This window comes from Caenimonas koreensis DSM 17982, from assembly GCF_009646335.1.
GTDB lineage: Bacteria > Pseudomonadota > Gammaproteobacteria > Burkholderiales > Burkholderiaceae_C > Ramlibacter > Ramlibacter koreensis.
Genome location: NZ_WJBU01000003.1, coordinates 122202 through 140125, shown reverse-complemented (window position 1 = coordinate 140125; position 17924 = coordinate 122202). Strand labels below are relative to the sequence as shown.

The window sequence follows — 17924 nt, the reverse complement described above, 5'->3', positions numbered from 1 at the left end:
CCCCCCCCCCCCGCGCGGGGGGGGGGGGGGGGGGGCGCCCCCCCCCCCCCCCCCCCCCCCCCCCCCCCCCCCCGCCCCACCGCCCTGAACAGAATCGAACACGAGAGCGAACAACTACCGCGTCCCGCAGACCAGCACACCCGGATCATTCTCAACCACAGCGCGAAGGTTCTTCGCCTGCGCCACTTCCATATCGCGCGGTAGCGTCACACCGTTCTTCACAGCCAGTACCTCGGCCATGATGCTCACTGCGATCTCGGGCGGGGTCTTGCTGCCGATGTAGATGCCGATGGGGCCGTGCAGGCGCTTCAGGTCCTCATCGGTCTGGTCGAAGTGCTCTTTCATTCGATCGTGGCGAGCCGCGTTGTTCCGGCGGCTGCCTATTGCGCCGACATAGAACGCATTGGTCTTCAACGCTTCGAGCAAGGCCAGGTCATCGAGCTTCGGGTCGTGCGTCAACGCGATCACGCAGGTGCGGGCGTCAGGCTTGAAGGCGATGACAACGTCGTCGGGCATGTCGCTCACGACCTTCGCACCGGCAACACTCCACGCGCCTCGATACTCCTCGCGCGGATCGCACACGGTGACTGCGAACCCGCTGAACAGCGCCATCGTCGCGAGGTATTCCGTGAGCTGGCCCGCGCCGATCAGCAGCATGCGGAATTCGGGCCCGAAGGTGTTCGCAAGGCTCTTGTCGTCAACACGCAGGTCTTCCGGTGATGGTGCGTCGGCCAGCGTGACTGCGCCGTCTTTCAATTGAACGGTGCGGCGCATGAGGCGGCCCGCTTCAAGTGCAGCGATCAATTCGAGCAGCGATGCAGCGTCGGGGTCGTATTCGAGCAGCAGTTCCAGCGTGCCGCCGCACGGCAGGCCGAAACGGTGCGCTTCGTCTGCCGTTATTCCGTACTTCACGAAGCCAGGCGGGCCACTCGGGATCTGGTGGCCTGGCTCTTTGGATGAATAGGCCTGCGTGAACCGATAGATCAAATCGTCTTCGATGCAGCCGCCCGATACGGAACCGACCACCGAGCCGTCTTCGCACAGCGCCATGATCGAGCCGATGGGCCGTGGCGACGATCCCCATGTGCGAACGACGGTAGCAAGCAGCGCGCGCTTGCCCGCCGCGCGCCAGGCGGCCAACGTTCGCAACACCACTACATCGAGGTTTTCCATACGGCGCTCCTTCGCGTCTCTTCTCAGGGCCTGCGCCCGGCCTTCATGACATCCACCAGCCGCGCGGCGAGGTCTTCCAGCTTCGACAAATTGTGGACCGCGATCATCGCGTCCGCATGGCGGTGCAACACCGCGGCCCCTTGCGCGAGAGGGGCATAGCCATCAAAGCGCAGCAGCGGATTCAGCCACAGCAGCTTGCGGCTGTGGCGCCCCAGCCATTGCAGTTCACTGTCGAGCCCAGCTGGCTCGCCGGTGTCAAGCCCATCGCTGATGATCAACACAAGGGTGCGGCGGCCCACCAGCTTGCGCTCATGCGTCTGGCGCAGTGTCGCGAGCGATTCGCCCAGCCGCGTGCCGCCTGCAAAGTCGTCTATCGCAGCGCTGGCTGCGGCGAGCATCGCGTCGGTATCGGCAATACGGAACGCATGCGACAAGTCGGTCAGGTGCGTGCCGAATGCAAATACGTTGCGGCGCTTGTGCGTGCGCGTGGCCGCATGCAAGAAGGCCAGCAGCAGCCGCGCATAGCGCTCCATCGAGCCGGAGACGTCAACCAGCACGAGCAAAGGCAAATCTTCTTCCCGCTGCGTGAGTTTGCGCAGTTCCATCAGCTCGCCGCCCGTGCGTGCTGCATGCCGCAGCGTATTGCCCCAGTGCAGTGAAGCACCGCGCACACCGGGCCGTGTGCGGCGCGAAGCAATCATCGGGATGGGCAACGCGACTTCACGCGCGAGCCGCTCGACGAGTGCATATTCCTTCGACGACAGCGCATTGAAATCGGCGTGCCGCAGCACATTCGCATCGCTGGCGGTCATGGCCGCATCAAGGTCGATCTTCTCTTCCTCTTGCTTGCGGTCTTTCTGGCCGAATGCCTTTTGCGGCAGCAGCGCCTCACTCACACGCGGGCGGCGCTTGGTCGGCTCTGCGCGCGCTTCAGCCGATGGAAGCATTTGCGCGAGCAGCTTGGCAGCGATATCCGGGTTGCGGAAGTACACGTCGAACAGCTCGCGAAAAATATCGCGGTCTTGCTCGCGGCTGACCATCACGGATTCAAGCGCTGCGCCAAAGTCAAATCGCTCATCAACGCCTACAAGCTGCGCGGCGTCCTGTGCGAGCGCGATGCGCGCACTGTCCATCCGCACGCCTGCACGCCGCAGTGCGCGGCCAAAGCCCGCTATGTTGTCGGCGAGCTTGCCGGTGCGCGAGTCGCCGAGCTGCATGTCACGTCGGCTCGGGCTCGGGCGCGAGCAGTTCTGTCGCGAGCTCCTTCGTCAGGGCGGCGACGTCTTCGCGTTGTTTGAAAAGAATACCGGCGGTGTCGGCCACCACTTCCGGATCGACCGTGATCGTGTCGAGCGCGACCAGTGCCTTGGCCCACTCCACGCTCTCTGCCACGCCCGGTGCGCGCTGGAATGCATTGGCAAACGGCTGGCTGCGCAGGCGATGCACAAAGGTCGCGACTTGCTCCGACAGCGCCGCACTCGCCTGCGGCACGCGCGAGCGCACGATGGCGAGCTCACGCTCACGATCCGGGTAGTCAAGCCAGTGATACAGGCACCGGCGCTTGACGGCATCGTTCAATTCACGCGTGCGATTGCTGGTGAGAATCGTCACCGGCGTCACCATCGCGCTCACCGTGCCGATCTCGGGAATGCTCACCTGGTACTCGCCCAGGTACTCGAGCAGGAAGGCCTCGAACGGCTCGTCCGCCCGGTCCACTTCATCGATGAGCAGCACCGCGCCGGGCGATGGCGTCTGCAACGCTTGCAGCAACGGGCGGCGGATGAGGTAGCGCGCCTGGTACACCTCGCGCTCCACCTCGTCTGCTTCCACACGGCCCTCAAAGGCGCGCATGTGCAGCAACTGCGCTGCGTAGTTCCACTCGTAGAGCGCCTCGCGCTGCTCCAGGCCGTCGTAGCACTGCAGGCGAAGCAGGTCGCGCGACAGCACGGCGGAGAGCGCTTTGGCAAGTTCGGTCTTGCCCACGCCGGGCTCGCCTTCGAGCAGCAGCGGGCGCTGCAGCTTCAGGGCGAGGTAAACGGCGGTGGCAAGGCGGCGGTCGGCAAAGTAGCCGACCGTGGCCAGCGATTGCTGGAGGGCGTCGATCGATTCAGGCACTGGGCAGATATACCACGGCGACTTTCGCCGCGCTCAGCCCATGGCCTTGGCAACCGCCCGCTGTGTCATCACGCTGATGAGGTTGGCGCGGTAGTCGGCGCTGGCATGCATGTCGGACGACAAGCCAGCGGAGTCGATCTTGACGGCCGCTGCCGCCGCTGGCGTGAAGCTCGACGCCAGCGCTGCTTCCAGCGCCTTGTGGCGGAACACGCCCTGCCCGCCACCGGTGACGGCCACGCGCACGCCGGTCGCCGTCTTCGCGACGAACACGCCGATCAGCGCAAAGCGCGACGCCGGCTGGCGGAACTTCATGTAGGCCGCCTGGCGCGTCGCGGGAAAGCTCACGGCCGTGATCAGCTCGCCGTCTTTCAAGGCTGTGGTGAACATGCCCTGGAAGAAGTCGTCGGCGGCGATCTTGCGCTGCGTGGTGTGAACCGTTGCGTTCAGTGCGAGCACGGCGCTGGGGTAGCACGCCGCCGGGTCGTTGTTGGCGAGCGAGCCGCCAATCGTGCCCATCGCGCGCACCTGCTTGTCGCCGATGTGCGCGGCGAGGTCGGCCAGTGCCGGAATCGACGCGAGCACGTCTGCGTTCGTGGCGACATCCGCGTGCCGCGTCATCGCGCCGATCACGATGTTGTCGCCGTCGCGGCAAATGCCCGTGAGCTCGCTCAGGTTGCCCAGATCGACCAGCGTCTCGGGGCTGGCCAGCCGCAGCTTCATCGAGGCGAGCAGCGTCTGCCCGCCCGCCAGCGCTTTCGCGCTGGCGTTGGTGAGCAGCTTGCTGGCATCAGCGGTGCTGGAAGGACGTTCGAAGGTGAATGCGTACATGGTTTTTTCTCCTTCTTTGTTCAGCGGGCTTGGGCGCGAATCGCTTCCCACACGCGCGAGGGCGATGCAGGCATGTCGAGTTCCGTCACACCAAGCGGGTGCAGCGCATCGAGCACGGCGTTGATCACGGCAGGCGGCGAGCCAATCGCGCCTGCTTCACCGCAGCCCTTGGTGCCCAGCGGGTTGTGCGTGCACGGCGTGCACACGGTGCCCAGCTTGAACTGCGGCAGGTCGTCGGCGCGCGGTAAGGCGTAATCCATCATCGAGCCGGTGAGCAGCTGGCCGCTCTCCTTGTCGTACACGCAGTTTTCCATCATGGCCTGGCCAATGCCCTGCACCAGCCCGCCATGAACCTGGCCTTCAACAATCATCGGGTTGATGATGGTGCCGAAGTCGTCCACCGCGCTGAAGCGGTCGATGCGCACCACGCCTGTCTGCGGGTCCACTTCGACTTCGCAGATGTACGTGCCCGCCGGGAACGTGAAGTTCACCGGGTCATAAAAGGCTGTCTCATTCAGGCCCGGCTCGAGCTTGTCGAGCGGGTAGTTGTGCGGCACGTAAGCCGTGAGCGCCACCTGGCCGAACGGGATCTTCTTGTCCGTGCCCTTGACGGTGAACTCGCCGTTCTTGAACTCGATGTCGGCGTCGCCCGCTTCCATCAGGTGTGCGGCGATCTTCTTGGCCTTCGACTCGATCTTGTCGAGCGCCTTCATGATGGCGGCGCCACCCACGCTGATCGAGCGCGAGCCATAGGTGCCCATGCCGAACGGCACGCGGCCCGTGTCGCCGTGCACCACATCCACGTTTTCGACCGGGATGCCCAGCCGCGCCGCCACCACTTGCGCAAACGTCGTCTCGTGGCCCTGGCCGTGGCTGTGCGAGCCGGTGAATACCGTCACGCTGCCTGTGGGATGCACGCGAATCTCGCCGCATTCGAACAGGCCCGCACGCGCACCAAGTGCACCTGCGATGTTCGACGGCGCAATGCCGCACGCTTCGATGTAGCTTGAATAGCCAAGGCCGCGGCGCAGACCCTTGGCCTCGCTCGCTGCGCGGCGCGCCGCAAAGCCAGCCACATCAGCAAGGTCGCGTGCCTTGTCCATCGCAGCCTGGTAGTCACCCACGTCGTACTGCAGCGCCACCGGCGTCTGGTAAGGGAAGTTCTTGATGAAGTTGCGCTCGCGAATCGTGTCCTGGCCCAGCCCCAAGTCCCATGCGCAGCGCGACACCAGGCGCTCCAGCAGGTAGGTGGCTTCGGGCCGGCCCGCGCCGCGATACGCGTCCACGGGCGCCGTGTTCGTGAACCACGCATCGACCTCCACGTGGATCATCGGCGTTGTGTACTGGCCCGCCAGCAGCGTCGCGTAAAGAATCGTCGGCACGGCGGTGGAGAACGTCGACAGGTAGGCGCCGAGATTCGCGTCGGTGTGCACGCGCATCGCCAGGAACTTGCCGTCCTTGTCCATCGCCATTTCGGCAGTGCTCGCGTGGTCGCGGCCATGCGCGTCAGTCAGGAATGACTCGCTGCGATCGGCCGTCCACTTGATGGCGCAGTTCAGCTGCTTGGCTGCCCACGTCAGCGCCACGTCTTCCGCGTACAGAAAAATCTTCGAGCCGAAACCGCCGCCCACGTCAGGCGCAATCACGCGCACCTTGTGTTCGGGCAGGCCGAGCACAAACGCTGTCATCAGCAGGCGTTCGACGTGAGGGTTCTGGTTGGAGACGTAGAGCGTGTACTCGTCGTTGGCGCGGCTGAACGAGCCGATGGCCGCACGCGGCTCCATCGCATTGGGGATCAGCCGGTTGTTGGTGAGCGAGATTTTCGTGACGTGCGCAGCGCTTGCAAACACAGCGTCCACCGCGGCCTTGTCGCCGAGCGCCCACTTGTAGCAATGGTTGTCCGGCGCGGCGTCGTGCAATGCAGTGGCGCCTTTCGCGTCGACGACATCGACGACAGCAGGCAGCACACCGTAATCGACTTCGACTGCTTCAGCCGCGTTGCGCGCCTGCTCCAGCGTTTCGGCCACGACCATCGCAACCTGGTCACCCACGTAGCGCACCTTGCCCAGCGCCAGCACGGGGTGCGGCGGCTCTTTCATGGGCTGGCCGTCGGTGCTGGTGATCAGCCAGCCGCAAGGCAGGCCGCCCATCTTTCCTTCAAGGTCCTTGCCCGTGAAGATGTGGACCACGCCCGGCATCGCCGAGGCCGCAGCAGTGTCGATGCTGTTGATCGTCGCGTGGGCATACGGCGAGCGCACGAACACGGCGTAGCGCTGGTTCGGCAGGTTGATGTCGTCGGTGTACTGGCCCGCGCCGGTAATGAAGCGGTAGTCCTCCTTGCGGCGGACGGATTCGCCGATGTGCGGCAGGTTGGCAAAGTCGGATGCACCCATTTTGTTCTCCTTGTTCGCTTCAGGCTTTGGCCGACATGGACTGCTGGCCCATCTGCACGGCGCGCACGATGTTCTGGTAGCCGGTGCAACGGCAGATGTTGCCCTCCAGGCCTTCGCGGATTTCAGCTTCGCTGGCATTCGGGTTACGCGCGCACAGGTCCACGGCGCTCATCAACATGCCGGGTGTGCAGAAGCCGCATTGCAGGCCGTGGCACTCCTTGAAGGCAGCCTGCATGGGGTGCAGCGTGCCGTCGGCCTGCGCGAGGCCTTCGACGGTGGTGATCTCGGCGCCGGGGTGCTGCACGGCCAGCGTATTGCACGCCTTGATCGAGCGGCCGTTGACGATGACGGTGCACGCGCCACATTGGGCGGTGTCGCAGCCGACATGGGTGCCGGTCATTTTGAGGTGTTCGCGCAGGGCGTGAACGAGCAGGGTATTGGGCTCGACGTCGACCGTCGCGGCCCGTCCGTTCACCTTGAATTGCACTTGCATGCCTTGTCTCCTTGAGGGCGGTTCCCGGGTATGGGAAGGGCATTGTTGAACCCAGCCGCAGCCCCGCTCCTAGGCGAAACCCTAGTGCGCCTGATACGCTGACAGGAAATTCTCAAAATGGAACAATGGCCTCGCGCCGCACGTTTTGACACACTGCGGACACAGGAGACAAAGCATGACACCGAGCGCCACCGCCGCACCGGATCGCGCGCGCCTGCTGCAGATTGAGCAGGCACGGCGAGCCGTATTCACCGGCGGCGTGTCTATGACAGACGCGGTGGTACGCAGCTGGTACGACAACGCCTGGATCGAGCGCTCATGGCGGCGCTGCCTCGATGGCGGCTTGCTGCCGCACCAGCGAGTCGGCTTTGACGCGGTTCCGCATGAAGCATTGCGCCGCGTCGAAGAAGCGAACCACATACTCGTCACAGCCGCGCGGCCCGTGCTCGAACGGCTGGGGCGCGCCATCGCCAACACCCGCTACTTCGCGATCCTCACGAACGAGCAAGGCATCGTGATCGACGCGCAAGGCCATATTGACCGCAGCGACCGCCGCGCATCGCTCATCACGCGCATCGGCGTCGACCTGTCGGAGCACGCGGTGGGCACCACGGCGATTAGCGCCGCGCTGACAGAGCTGCATCCCGTATGGCTGCATCGCGGCGAGCACTTCTTCGACGACACGAGTTGCTACAGCTGCGCGGGCGCGCCGCTGTTCGGGCCGGATGGCCGCTGCATAGGCATGCTCGACCTGACGGGCATCGACGCGATCGAGCGGCCCGAGCTCAAGCACCTGGTCGCGCAATCAGCACGCAGCATTGAAAACGCGGTGCTGCTTGGCGGCGCGCACCGCTTGCTGCTGCGGCTGAACTGGCCGGGGCGCGAGCTTGGCGCAGAAGACGACGGTTTGCTGGCGATCGATGGCGATGGCTGGGTGCAGGGCGGCAACCAGGCGGCGCGCGAATTGATTCCGCAACTCGCACGAGACAGCGGTGGTGCGCCCCTGCATTGCAGCGAGATATTTGCGCAGGCGTGGGAGACGTTGTTCGACCACGCGGCGCAGGCGACAGAAGCGGCGCCGTTAGAGATGCCGCTGTGGTCCGGCCTGCGGCTGCTGGTGATGCCGTCTGCGCCCGGCAGGCCGGCATCGAGCGCGCCGCTGCGCGATGTGGAGATTGCGCTGATCCGCAAGACCGTGGCGCAGACGCGCGGCAATGTAGCGAAGGCGGCGCAAATGCTGGGGATCAGCCGCGCGACGGTCTACCGGAAGCTGTCGCAAAAAGGGTGAGCTGCCCGGTCACTGCGACCGCAACAGCTGCAACGCCCTGTCGATATCGGCCAGCGTGTCGATATCCGTCACCGCCCCGATGTCGTCAAGCGCAAGCCGATGCACATCGCCGCGAGCCATGTGGGCACGCACCACGCTGGCAGCGCCCTCCTCGCCGCTGACGCCTAGCAACTCGTCAATGCACGACCGGGCGAACCCCACGGGGTGGCCTTTTGATTCGCCTTTGGTGTCGCCTTTCGTGTCGCGATAAAACGGCACGACCACCGGATGCGACGCGAGCGCCGCCGCCACCGCCACAAACGAAACCGGCTGGATCAACGGCAGGTCAGCGGGCACCACGAGCCAGCCATTCGCATCGCGCGTCGCGCGCACGGCGGCGGCAATCGAGTCGCCCATGCCGGCATGGCCCGCGTCCTCCACGTGATAGGGCAAGCCGCTCGCACGCACTGCTGCCAGCGTGCGGTCGATCACACGCACGCCATCGATCAAGGCATGCAGCTTCGAGCCCACGCCGCCCGAGGCCGTGAACCGCTCGCCGCGGCCGGATGCAAGGACAAGGACAGTGGGCGCATTCATCGCCCGCTATCTTGCCGCATCGCGCTCAGTTGCAGGCGACCGACGTGCTTTGCGTTTGCGCCAGGCGCGCCGCGACGTACACCTGCTTGGTGAACGGGCTGCTGTTGGCGCGCAGGCCGGACACCACGACGCCGAGCTGCGCTGCATCGGCGCCGCCAAAGGCGCCGCGCAACTGCCCGCCACTGATGCCCGCCGTCTGCGACGTCATCGCGGTGATGGCGAAGGTGTTGTTGAACGTGTTGGCCTCGGTGCCCGAGAACGTGCGCGCGGCGCCATCAATGGTCAGGCTGCCGCTCACGGCCACGGTGGGCGCTGACGCGCCGTTGAACGTGACGGTTGCGGTGATCTGGTCCAGCGTGCCCGGCGCAACCGAGCCATCGTCAAACGTGGGGTGCGTGGCGGCGGCAAGCGTGTAAGTCTTGCTGCCGCTGCAAGGCAGCTTCTCGGGCACGGTTGTGATGGCGTAGTGGAAGCCCTGGTTGGCATTGAGCGAGAGCGAATGCGTGCTGTCCACCAGGCTGTAGAAGCGGCCCGCGAAGGTGCCGTTGGTCCAGCGGCCGATCTGTACGGTTTGCGTGCCTTCTGTTTCCACGTTGGTGAGCGTGCCGATCTGCGGCGACTCGGACACGCTGAAGTTGTAGGCAGACAGTGTGTTGTCTGACGCGTAGGTGGCCGGCGTCGAGCGAGAGTCAATGCCAAAACTCGTGGCCGCGTAAACCAGGCTGAATGGCAAGGTGCCGACTTGCATCGGTGGCACCGGGGGCGGCGCTGAGACAAAGTTCGTGAGCGGTCCGCCGTAGGTGAACCCACCGCCAAAAATGCCACCCGTGGCATACACGCCGTTGAGCTCAAAGCCATAGCCAGCGTCGTACACAACGCCGAGATACACGCCGGTGGCCGGGTAGTAGCGGTAGTAGAAGCCGTAGAAAGCGTGGGTGGACTCGTGCGTGCTGAAGATGCCGGGGTAAGCAGTCTCGGCCAGGTCGAACAGCTGCTCGGCCAGCGAAGCGGTTGAAGCGCTTTGCGCCAGCACCTTGGCCTTTGCACGCAGTGTGCTGATGGTGGCCTGTGGCGTGGGCGTTGGCGCAGGCTGCGGCTCACCGCCGCCGCAGCTGACCAGCAGCGCAGCTGCCACCACAGCCGCGCCCACACGGCGCGATCCACGAATCAACCAACCGGCTGCGATCTGGAAAGTCATGGCACGTCTCCCGGAAGTGACCACCGCCATGCTACGCAAACAACAGGCCAGCGTAATCCCCCCGACATGAGGGGGAAGCCCACGGCCCGGGGCGCCTCGCCGGGCGCCCTGACACAATCACCGCATGACCACCCCATCCACAGACTTGGCTGACCTGCGCAAGAGTTACGAGCGCGCCGAACTGAGCGAAGACGCATCTGCATCCAACCCGCTTGACCAGTTCACGAAATGGCTGGACGAAGCGATTGCATCGAAGGTGCCCGAACCCAATGCGATGACGCTGGCCACCGTGGCGAGCAACTTGCGGCCGAGCACGCGCGTCGTGCTCATCAAGGGCTATGACGAGCGCGGCATCGTCTGGTACACCAACTACGACAGCCGCAAGGGCCACGAGCTGGCGGGCAATCCGTTTGCCGCTCTGCAGTTCCATTGGGTTGAGCTCGAGCGTGTGGTGCGCATCGAGGGGCGCGTTGAAAAAGTCAGCGATGAAGAAAGTGATGCCTACTACGCAAGCCGCCCGCTCGACTCGCGCATCGGCGCCTGGGCCAGCCCGCAAAGCCAGGTGATACCGAACCGCACAGTGCTGGTGACCAACGCGGCAAAGTTCGGCGCGCAGTTCATGCTCAACCCGCCGCGCCCGCCGCATTGGGGCGGCTACCGACTCGTGCCGGACCAGTGGCAGTTCTGGCAGGGGCGCCGCAGCCGCCTGCATGACAGGCTGCGCTATTCATTGCAGGGTGGCAGCTGGGTGCGCGAGCGACTCGCACCGTAGGTTGACTCTAAATCGGCTCCACGCTCAATTCGCGTTGCATCTAAAGAGGTCTTCGGCTCTTAGATCAAACCATTCGCCTTCAAGTCGCTTAATGTCATACATGCTTATCCGGAACGTTCGAAGTCCTGAGCTGTGACATGTATCCTGCAAAGCTTCAATGATCTGATGTCCTGTCCCGAATAGTTGCCTGATGCCGAAAGTCGCAAACAAAGCCCCCCCACGCCCAAACAATCGGGCAGGTGGCAAAGTCGTCCACTTGCCTTCTGGCGTGCAGAAGGCTGGGGTAGTCCTGCGCAACTCAATTCTTGCGGCAGTGAAAGAATTCGACGCGGCAACCGCAAAGGATGACAAGGACTATCTGCGTGCCCTACATGGGCGAGCCAAACAGCTCCAACCTGGAGTGCCTGGTAAGCGCGTCCGCGCTGCGTTCGTAAAGCATCGGGCGATGTTTGCGATTGGCAATGAGATTGATCCGAATAAGATCCGGCCCGTTCTAAAGCTCGCTTCGCAAGACACCGAGTGGGGCGAAATTTTCGGCGTTGTTCGTGCGCTCTGGTCGATGCCATACAACAAAGGCTATGGACGGCGACTGCGATTTGTGGTTTTCGATGCGCATCATGAGGCAGTCATCGGGATCATCGGGTTGCAGTCCCCTCCGGCAGACCTCCAGTGTAGAGACATGCTGTTCCAATACCCGAAGCAGCGCAAGCTGGAGCTTGTCAACAGCACGATGGACGCCTACGCTGTCGGAGCAATCCCGCCGTACTCTTACCTCCTTGGTGGCAAGTTGGTTGCGGGACTGATTGCAACGGACGCCGTGCGAGAGGCTTACTGGACACAATACGCTGGCAAGAAGACGGAGATGGAAAACAAGTTGATTCGTCAGCCGCTTGTGGCGGTCACCACAACCAGTGCGTTCGGTCGAAGCTCAATGTACAACCGGCTCAAATACAAGAACCGCCTGCTCGCGGAGCCGATAGGTAGCACCCTCGGCTTTGGTACGCTGCATCTTGAGCATCTTTACGATGGCATTCGCGCATATTTGGAGATGACAGGCGAGTACAACAACGGTGGGTTCGGCACCGGCCCGAAGGTTAGATGGCAAAACATCGTCACTGCACTAAACCGACTCGGCCTGGGCAGCGACATGCTGCGGCATGGCGTGCAGCGCGAAGTGTTCCTCTATCGGTTGGTTGAAGATCTAGAAAGTGGGATGTCTGGCGGAGAGCCAGGCAATCCCGAGAGGCTTTCGGTCCAGGATTACTCAGAGTTCTGGATCGAGCGCTGGGCAGTGCCCCGCGCCCAGCGCTTCCCGCACTGGTCCAACGGCGACGAACGTATTCTGATTGAACAAACGCTCGCAGCCATCTCCTGAACGCCCCAGTTTGCAAAACCAGCGGCATCGGAGCAGCGGCTAAAGTCTGTTCCCATCGCGTAGATCTAATCGCAGGACCGCTCCTTGCCAATGGCCGGCGGTCATCACAACCGAGCTCGCAGGCAAAGGACGCGGAGCAGCGTTCGCCGGTCACCTAGACTCAGCGGTATTCGAGGGTGGCCTCTGTGGCACGGGCAAGGTTTTGCCGGAGCCAGAGCTCGCTGACGGGATGAGCCTTCAGAGCAATCCCAGCCAGTTGAATGTCGACCGGTAAGGGATCGTGAATCAGCGGATGCGATATTACGAGCAGGACGTCGCCGCCGTTATGTTGCACGCGTATTCCTGCGTCGTGGTTCACGCCGCCGAAAGCCACGTCAGCTGATATTTCCGTCGCGATCACACCGTCGCTTTGTCGGCGCAAAAGGTCGGTAAACAGCAATCCACGCGCCGCTGAGATACGTCTAGGCTCAAAGGACTCCAGCTTGCCGAACAGGATGTACTCGAGCAAGGCAGCGCCCACGAATCTGTCTAGGCTCGCGTGATCCACTTTGTTGCGGAAGGTGCGCAGGCACCGATAGCAGGAAGTGTCGCAACCCTCCTTGCATCCGCGAAGGACGTCGAGCGCGCGTTGAAAGAGGTCGCGCCCCTTTTCGGCTGCCGCAATCGAGAACCCAGCCCCACCTGACAACGTATCGTAGAGGAATATCTCGGTTTCAAGCCCATCAACACCGTCGGCCGTGAGGGCCGGCCGGTACTCGGCAGCGACTTCGCCAGGCTCGATTTCAAGCAGGTCTGTGGCTGCCCTCGCAAGTGCCTCTGCAACTGTGCGTAGCGCAACCTTTGTGATGGTGTCTGCCGGGGGAAGCCGTACAGGGTCTTTCAGACGGAGTGAGAACAATGCAACGTCGGTCGGGAACCTGGTGCCCAAGACGATGCCGCTGCTGGTCATCCCAGAGCATTCGGGCTGCAATTCGTCCGGATACGGCTTCGGGTGAGCCCTCATTAGCATGCCGCTTGGTTCTGCGACGGCTTCAATTCGGCCGCATTTCGTGCAATAAATATAGCCCTTGCGCTTTGGACCGGTGTTGGAAACCATTAGCCCAGTCCTAGTGGTGAACGCTTGGAGGGTGTCAGTTATCGGCTCCCACTTGGCGCTGGTCGAAGGCAATGTCAACTTAGCTCGCGTGGCGTAACTGGTCTCGGGTATGTCGTCGGGGGAGGTGACCGCTTCTTGGTCTACAGGGTGCGCGAAGCCAGTGGGGCGGATCCACCAACGCGCCGGACCAAGCGTCTCGCTTCCATTGCAAGCGGGACAGTCAAGGATTTGATTCCACCCAAGGTCCACGTTTGGAGCACGTACGTACGAATGTCCGCATCTGGAGCATTCCACATGCAGCAACTTGTCCTGCCACTGGCGATACCGCTCCTCGCCCATGGGCGTGTAAAGAGCTCCGGAGGTGTAGCACTTGCCCGCGATCCAGACCTGCTTACCTGGGGCGTACTGTGACAGAGCGACGTTTAGGCCTTGCGACGGGGCGAACGCCAAGCGGGGACGGAACCGGGTCGAGTTGGTTCGATCGAAGACATGGAACGTGGCAACGTCTGTCGGGAAAGCATACCGAGGAAGGACGCCGTGGGCCAGAAGCGTATCGAGCAACTGCCGGCTGTGCGACTTCGGCGGCTGGGGGTTCTCGTCGTCCTCCTCAGGGGGGGCCTCCAAGAACTGACTTTCGTCTTCCTCCTCATCCTCTTGGGATGCTTTGCCCCTTGGCGGCGGTGGCTCGTCGTCCATCAGCGCGTCGTCGATCGCCCTTAGAACGTCGACGACCATCGAATTGACGATGCCCTGAGCTTCAGCCGGACCTAGCTGCTTGTCACCTTCCGGCAGCCAGCCATGCACACGCGCTCTGAGTTCAGTTTCATGTTCACGAAGCCAACCTTCAAAGTCGGCCCGGTTGATGATCCCGGTGTTGCTTTTGAAGTCACCAACTTTTCCAAGGACAGAGTACAGATCCCCGTTCGCATTCGCGGGCACTTCAGGAATTTTGTCTTGGTGGTACCGCTGCAGCAGAAATGCTCGGACATGTCGTTTCGCGATGTCCGGGTTGTTCATCGTCAGAGTCGGGTCGACCACGTCGCCAGCAATCATTTCTGCCGGTTTGTCGAAGAAGTGCTCGTCGTGTGTATCTGATCCGCCGAAGGCTACCACCGTGGCAATCGCGTTGGCACGACGGCCCGCCCGACCAGCACGCTGCTGGTAATTTGCACGGCTGGGAGGCATGTTGCGAAGTGCGACCGCAGGCAACTGACCAATGTCAATGCCCACCTCCATGGTGGTCGTACTTGAGAGAACGTCGATCGCGCTGGGTGCCTGCCTGCGATCGGGGATAGGCACCTGAATGTCCTGAAATAGGAGCTCATTTTCTTCTGCCTTGGAAAAGACATCGTCGTGCTCTGCGGAATTGAGCTGCGCGGTGTGCTCGGCTGCAACTAAGGACACCGGAGCTTCCGGCTTTTCAGTGAGTGCCACCAATACACCGCGGCGATAGAAACCTTTGCGCTTCGCAAAGACTTGATCGTTGTCAGGGTCCAACGGCTTCACAGAATCCCGCCCGCAGTCCAAGCACACGTGCAGGAGGCGTACCGGACGATGAACAGACTTGCAATCCTCGCAGCGCACCCATTGACCTCCGAGTGTCAGAGCGAGGTGGTTGCCGTTCAAACGCCAACGTCCACCCTGATCCTCAGCGAATATCCTCAAGAGTGCCGGCAGCCACTTTTCCTTCACGATCTTCTTGGCTCCCGCATTTGGAAGCCTGCGCAAGAACTTCTGGAACTTTCCTGTGAGTGTTGTGACCTTTATCTTCTTGTCGCTGGCAGCCTCAAACCAAGTTATGTCCATGAATCCCGGGAGGTTGAAGCCCGCCCGGCTCCATTCGCGAAGCCACGCTCGTGCGAGTTGAATCTTGTCTTCGTCTGTTTCAGTAACGCCGGGAACGTGAGGTAACTCAAGAACTGGTTTGGCCTTGTCTGTGCGCTCGACGATGCTGGCCAGCGCCAAAGGTTCCAGGCCAAGAGAACGGTCACGCATGGTCGAGATCAGATCGATCAAGAGCGCTCGAGGAGGAATGTCTGACGAGCGCAGCTCAACGCACAGCGCCTTCAGTTCAGAGTCTGAGTCCAATACGCCTTGCTCAACCTGCTCCCCAACCATCCCGTAGGAGCTAAAGCTTTCCGTGTCCCGCAATTCTGGCCGCAACCGCACGTCGAGCTCGTGCGCCGAAAGCAGCACGGCTGCGTAAACATCTCTGAGCTGTAGCTGGAAGTTCGAAATTTGAGAGAGGCGACGCCAGCCTCGCACAATGAGAGGTCGCAATGAATCCCGAGCGGAAAACATCTGCAAATATGGGGCAAGTCGCGCCGCCACCTGGCGCGAGTCGGAGAAAGCAAGGACCTTGCGACCACGCAGTGGCGCGAACTTAGTCGCGTGTTGTGGAGCTGGCGGCTGGACTTGGATCTGCTTATTCACCAATACCTGGAACGGCTGGTCGCCCTTGGTTTCATGGTCTTGCACTGGCGAGCGACCTTGATTCGAGCCTCGCTCGCACATCGCACATCGCCCGAAAGTTCCCTTTGAGGCGATGTAAGGACCGTCCTCATCCTCATCGTCTCCTCCGTCCGAGTCAGTTCGCTCACGCGCCAGGAACACTAGTCGTTCGCGAACCGATTCGAGTGCTGGATTTAGCTGGCCCGTCGTAAGATCGAATGTGGTCGGTTCGACGCCGCTCATTTCCCGCGGAGGTACCAATAGGAGATCCAGCTCATGGAGTTCGGCAATTTCATCGCCTGCGACCCGAAGCTCCGACCCCTGCTCAGGCCAGACCGTATCGGGCCGCTCCGGATCGGCCGTATAGCCACGCGCGTATGACGAGCCACAAACGCGGCACGTGAAGTACGACAGTACTCGCGCATTGCATTCGCAAAGATCGCGAGGTTGTGCGTACAACTTGCCGATGCTCCCACCGCGTTGGGACTCAGGGATTGATGTGCAGTTGGGGTCCATGCACGCCCACAGGCCTCTGAGGCCGCGGAAGAACGTGTGCACTCGGCAGGGAAGCAGGCTCGGTTCGTTGGGATCGGTCCGAGCAGCGGAGGCGAGCGACGCAAGCGTGGTGACCGCGCGATCGGCAAGGCTCTTCTCAGCGCCAGGAAAAATCAGGCTGCCAAGGCCATTCACTGCCAAGGCCTGCTTCATTGTGGAGTTCACCAGGAGCGCAAGGGGCGCGTAGTCCTTCAACGCGGAATATAGGGTGCGCTCTGGATCCTCGCCCTCTACCGGTTCGCGCCGCCTCAGGCCCAGGATGGGCCGGATAGCGGTGAGTCGACTGGCAGGGTTCTCACTGTAAAAGGCCTCCATGTCCACACTAGCGAAAAGCTCAGCGTCTGTGATCGTGCCAACCCCCTGCCCCTCCCAAAGGCGCAAATCACCTTGGACTGAAATGAAGGACGCGGGATCAGTGCCGGTCAGTTGCCCGGCGAAAGTTTTGCCGGAATCCGCGTCTTTGAAGCTGGCGGTTGCGCAGATCACCTGCAGACGGTCTGCTGGGATGTTCAGGCGATCTCGCAATCTGCGGATAAGTAGGCCCACCTCAGCTCCGCCGGCGCCGCGGTAGAGGTGCGCCTCGTCCAGTATCAGAAGGAACCGCTCTTGCGGAGAGCGAACTAGCCACTCGCGCGTCTGGTCAAAGATGCTTCGCTCGATCGGGCGCATCAGCATGTACTCCAACATCGAGTAGTTGGTCACCAAAAGATCTGGCGCTGCGGCTTGCACCTCGTGCCGAGTAATCAACTCGGAATCCCCAGGGAGGGTCACGGCTCGGATGAATTCACCGTTCTTGTTCTGCCAGAACCTACCGTTCGGGCCCAAATACCATCGCTCTAGGTCCGGCTTGGCTGGCCACTTTCCACGGGAGGAGAGTTCTTCAATTAGCTTGCGCGCCGTCTCCCCGTCCTCCGTGTCTTCCTTCGCGCGTTCAAGCGCGTCGACATAGAACTTACCAATGGGGCGCAGCCGCTCCTGGTCCTTGCTCTTGCGACGAACGCCCGCGTACGGGGTGCGGCTCGTGTACCTTGCAAAACGGGGTGGCCTGCCGGCCAGTGTCATAAATTGATCCACCAACCTCGGGTCGCCGAAGATGGCACGAAGCCGGCCGAGCTGGTCATTGACCAAGGCATTCATCGGGTACAGGATCATGGCCCTGACCCCTGGTTGCCCCGCGAAAACGTCCGGCTTCTGCGATGCCTCGTGCGCGAACTTGCCCAACACTGGCATCAGGAACGACTCTGTCTTGCCGGAGCCAGTCCCGGTGGTAATCAGTAGATTTTTGCCGTTCACGAGAGTCTCTCGAATCGCTTGGCTTTGGTGCGTGTACGGCGGGTCGTAGAGCAAGGTGCGACCCTTGGCATTGGGCTTAGATAGCGTCTCGAAAGCCTTTAGCGCTGCTGCGTGGAGTCCTTTGATCTGCCGAAACTTTTCACCGGTCTGGTATCGCGGTGTGGATTCGAGGTAAGGCGCTTGGTGCACGACCCCAAGTTGCTCAAGCAACTGCCTTCGTTGATCTAGGATCGCAGGCTCAGCAATGTGGTAAGTCGCCTCGATGTATTCGATCAGCGCCTCTTTGAGCTGGTCAGCCACTTGGCCCATCGTTAGATT

General features: G+C 62.4%; 12 protein-coding genes. 3 read left to right on the top strand and 9 right to left on the bottom strand.

Annotated elements, in window-relative coordinates:
* Positions 1-114: 114 nt before the first annotated feature.
* From GHT07_RS04295 to GHT07_RS04270, 6 genes are read right to left on the bottom strand one after another with little or no spacing between them, the layout of a single operon-like run.
* Entirely contained in the window at positions 115-1173 is a 1059-nt protein-coding gene (locus tag GHT07_RS04295; RefSeq protein WP_153583822.1) for an XdhC family protein, read from the bottom strand.
* Between the two features lie 23 nt (positions 1174-1196).
* Entirely contained in the window at positions 1197-2390 is a 1194-nt protein-coding gene (locus GHT07_RS04290) for a vWA domain-containing protein (protein ID WP_153583821.1), read from the bottom strand.
* A 1-nt stretch (position 2391) separates the two neighbouring features.
* Entirely contained in the window at positions 2392-3288 is an 897-nt protein-coding gene (locus GHT07_RS04285) for an AAA family ATPase (protein ID WP_323740793.1), read from the bottom strand.
* A gap of 33 nt (positions 3289-3321) precedes the next feature.
* Positions 3322-4116, bottom strand: a complete 795-nt coding sequence (locus tag GHT07_RS04280; RefSeq protein WP_153583820.1) for an FAD binding domain-containing protein — start codon at positions 4114-4116, stop codon at positions 3322-3324.
* A 20-nt stretch (positions 4117-4136) separates the two neighbouring features.
* Complete coding sequence (locus GHT07_RS04275) at positions 4137-6509, bottom strand: xanthine dehydrogenase family protein molybdopterin-binding subunit (RefSeq protein ID WP_153583819.1); 2373 nt, start codon at positions 6507-6509, stop codon at positions 4137-4139.
* A gap of 19 nt (positions 6510-6528) precedes the next feature.
* Positions 6529-7002, bottom strand: a complete 474-nt coding sequence (locus tag GHT07_RS04270) for a (2Fe-2S)-binding protein (protein WP_153583818.1) — start codon at positions 7000-7002, stop codon at positions 6529-6531.
* A gap of 175 nt (positions 7003-7177) precedes the next feature.
* On the opposite strand from GHT07_RS04270, the gene GHT07_RS04265 reads away from it, so the two are divergent.
* The gene (locus GHT07_RS04265; protein WP_153583817.1) at positions 7178-8290 is read left to right on the top strand and encodes a helix-turn-helix domain-containing protein; all 1113 of its coding nucleotides are present in this window, start codon (positions 7178-7180) and stop codon (positions 8288-8290) included.
* Positions 8291-8299: 9 nt separating this feature from the next.
* Here the strand turns inward: GHT07_RS04265 and GHT07_RS04260 are convergent, their stop codons facing one another.
* Complete coding sequence (locus GHT07_RS04260; RefSeq protein WP_153583816.1) at positions 8300-8866, bottom strand: nucleotidyltransferase family protein; 567 nt, start codon at positions 8864-8866, stop codon at positions 8300-8302.
* 25 nt (positions 8867-8891) lie between these two features.
* Complete coding sequence (locus GHT07_RS04255) at positions 8892-10064, bottom strand: hypothetical protein (protein ID WP_153583815.1); 1173 nt, start codon at positions 10062-10064, stop codon at positions 8892-8894.
* A 124-nt stretch (positions 10065-10188) separates the two neighbouring features.
* Between GHT07_RS04255 and pdxH the strand changes: the two genes are divergently transcribed.
* Positions 10189-10836, top strand: coding sequence for a pyridoxamine 5'-phosphate oxidase (gene pdxH, locus GHT07_RS04250; RefSeq protein ID WP_153583814.1), 648 nt, complete (start codon positions 10189-10191; stop codon positions 10834-10836).
* Positions 10837-11149: 313 nt separating this feature from the next.
* Positions 11150-12211, top strand: a complete 1062-nt coding sequence (locus tag GHT07_RS04245; RefSeq protein WP_323740792.1) for a Druantia anti-phage system protein DruA — start codon at positions 11150-11152, stop codon at positions 12209-12211.
* 160 nt (positions 12212-12371) lie between these two features.
* Here GHT07_RS04245 and GHT07_RS04240 read toward each other — a convergent pair whose 3' ends face one another.
* The gene (locus GHT07_RS04240; RefSeq protein WP_323740791.1) at positions 12372-17906 is read right to left on the bottom strand and encodes a DEAD/DEAH box helicase; all 5535 of its coding nucleotides are present in this window, start codon (positions 17904-17906) and stop codon (positions 12372-12374) included.
* Positions 17907-17924 lie beyond the last annotated feature (18 nt).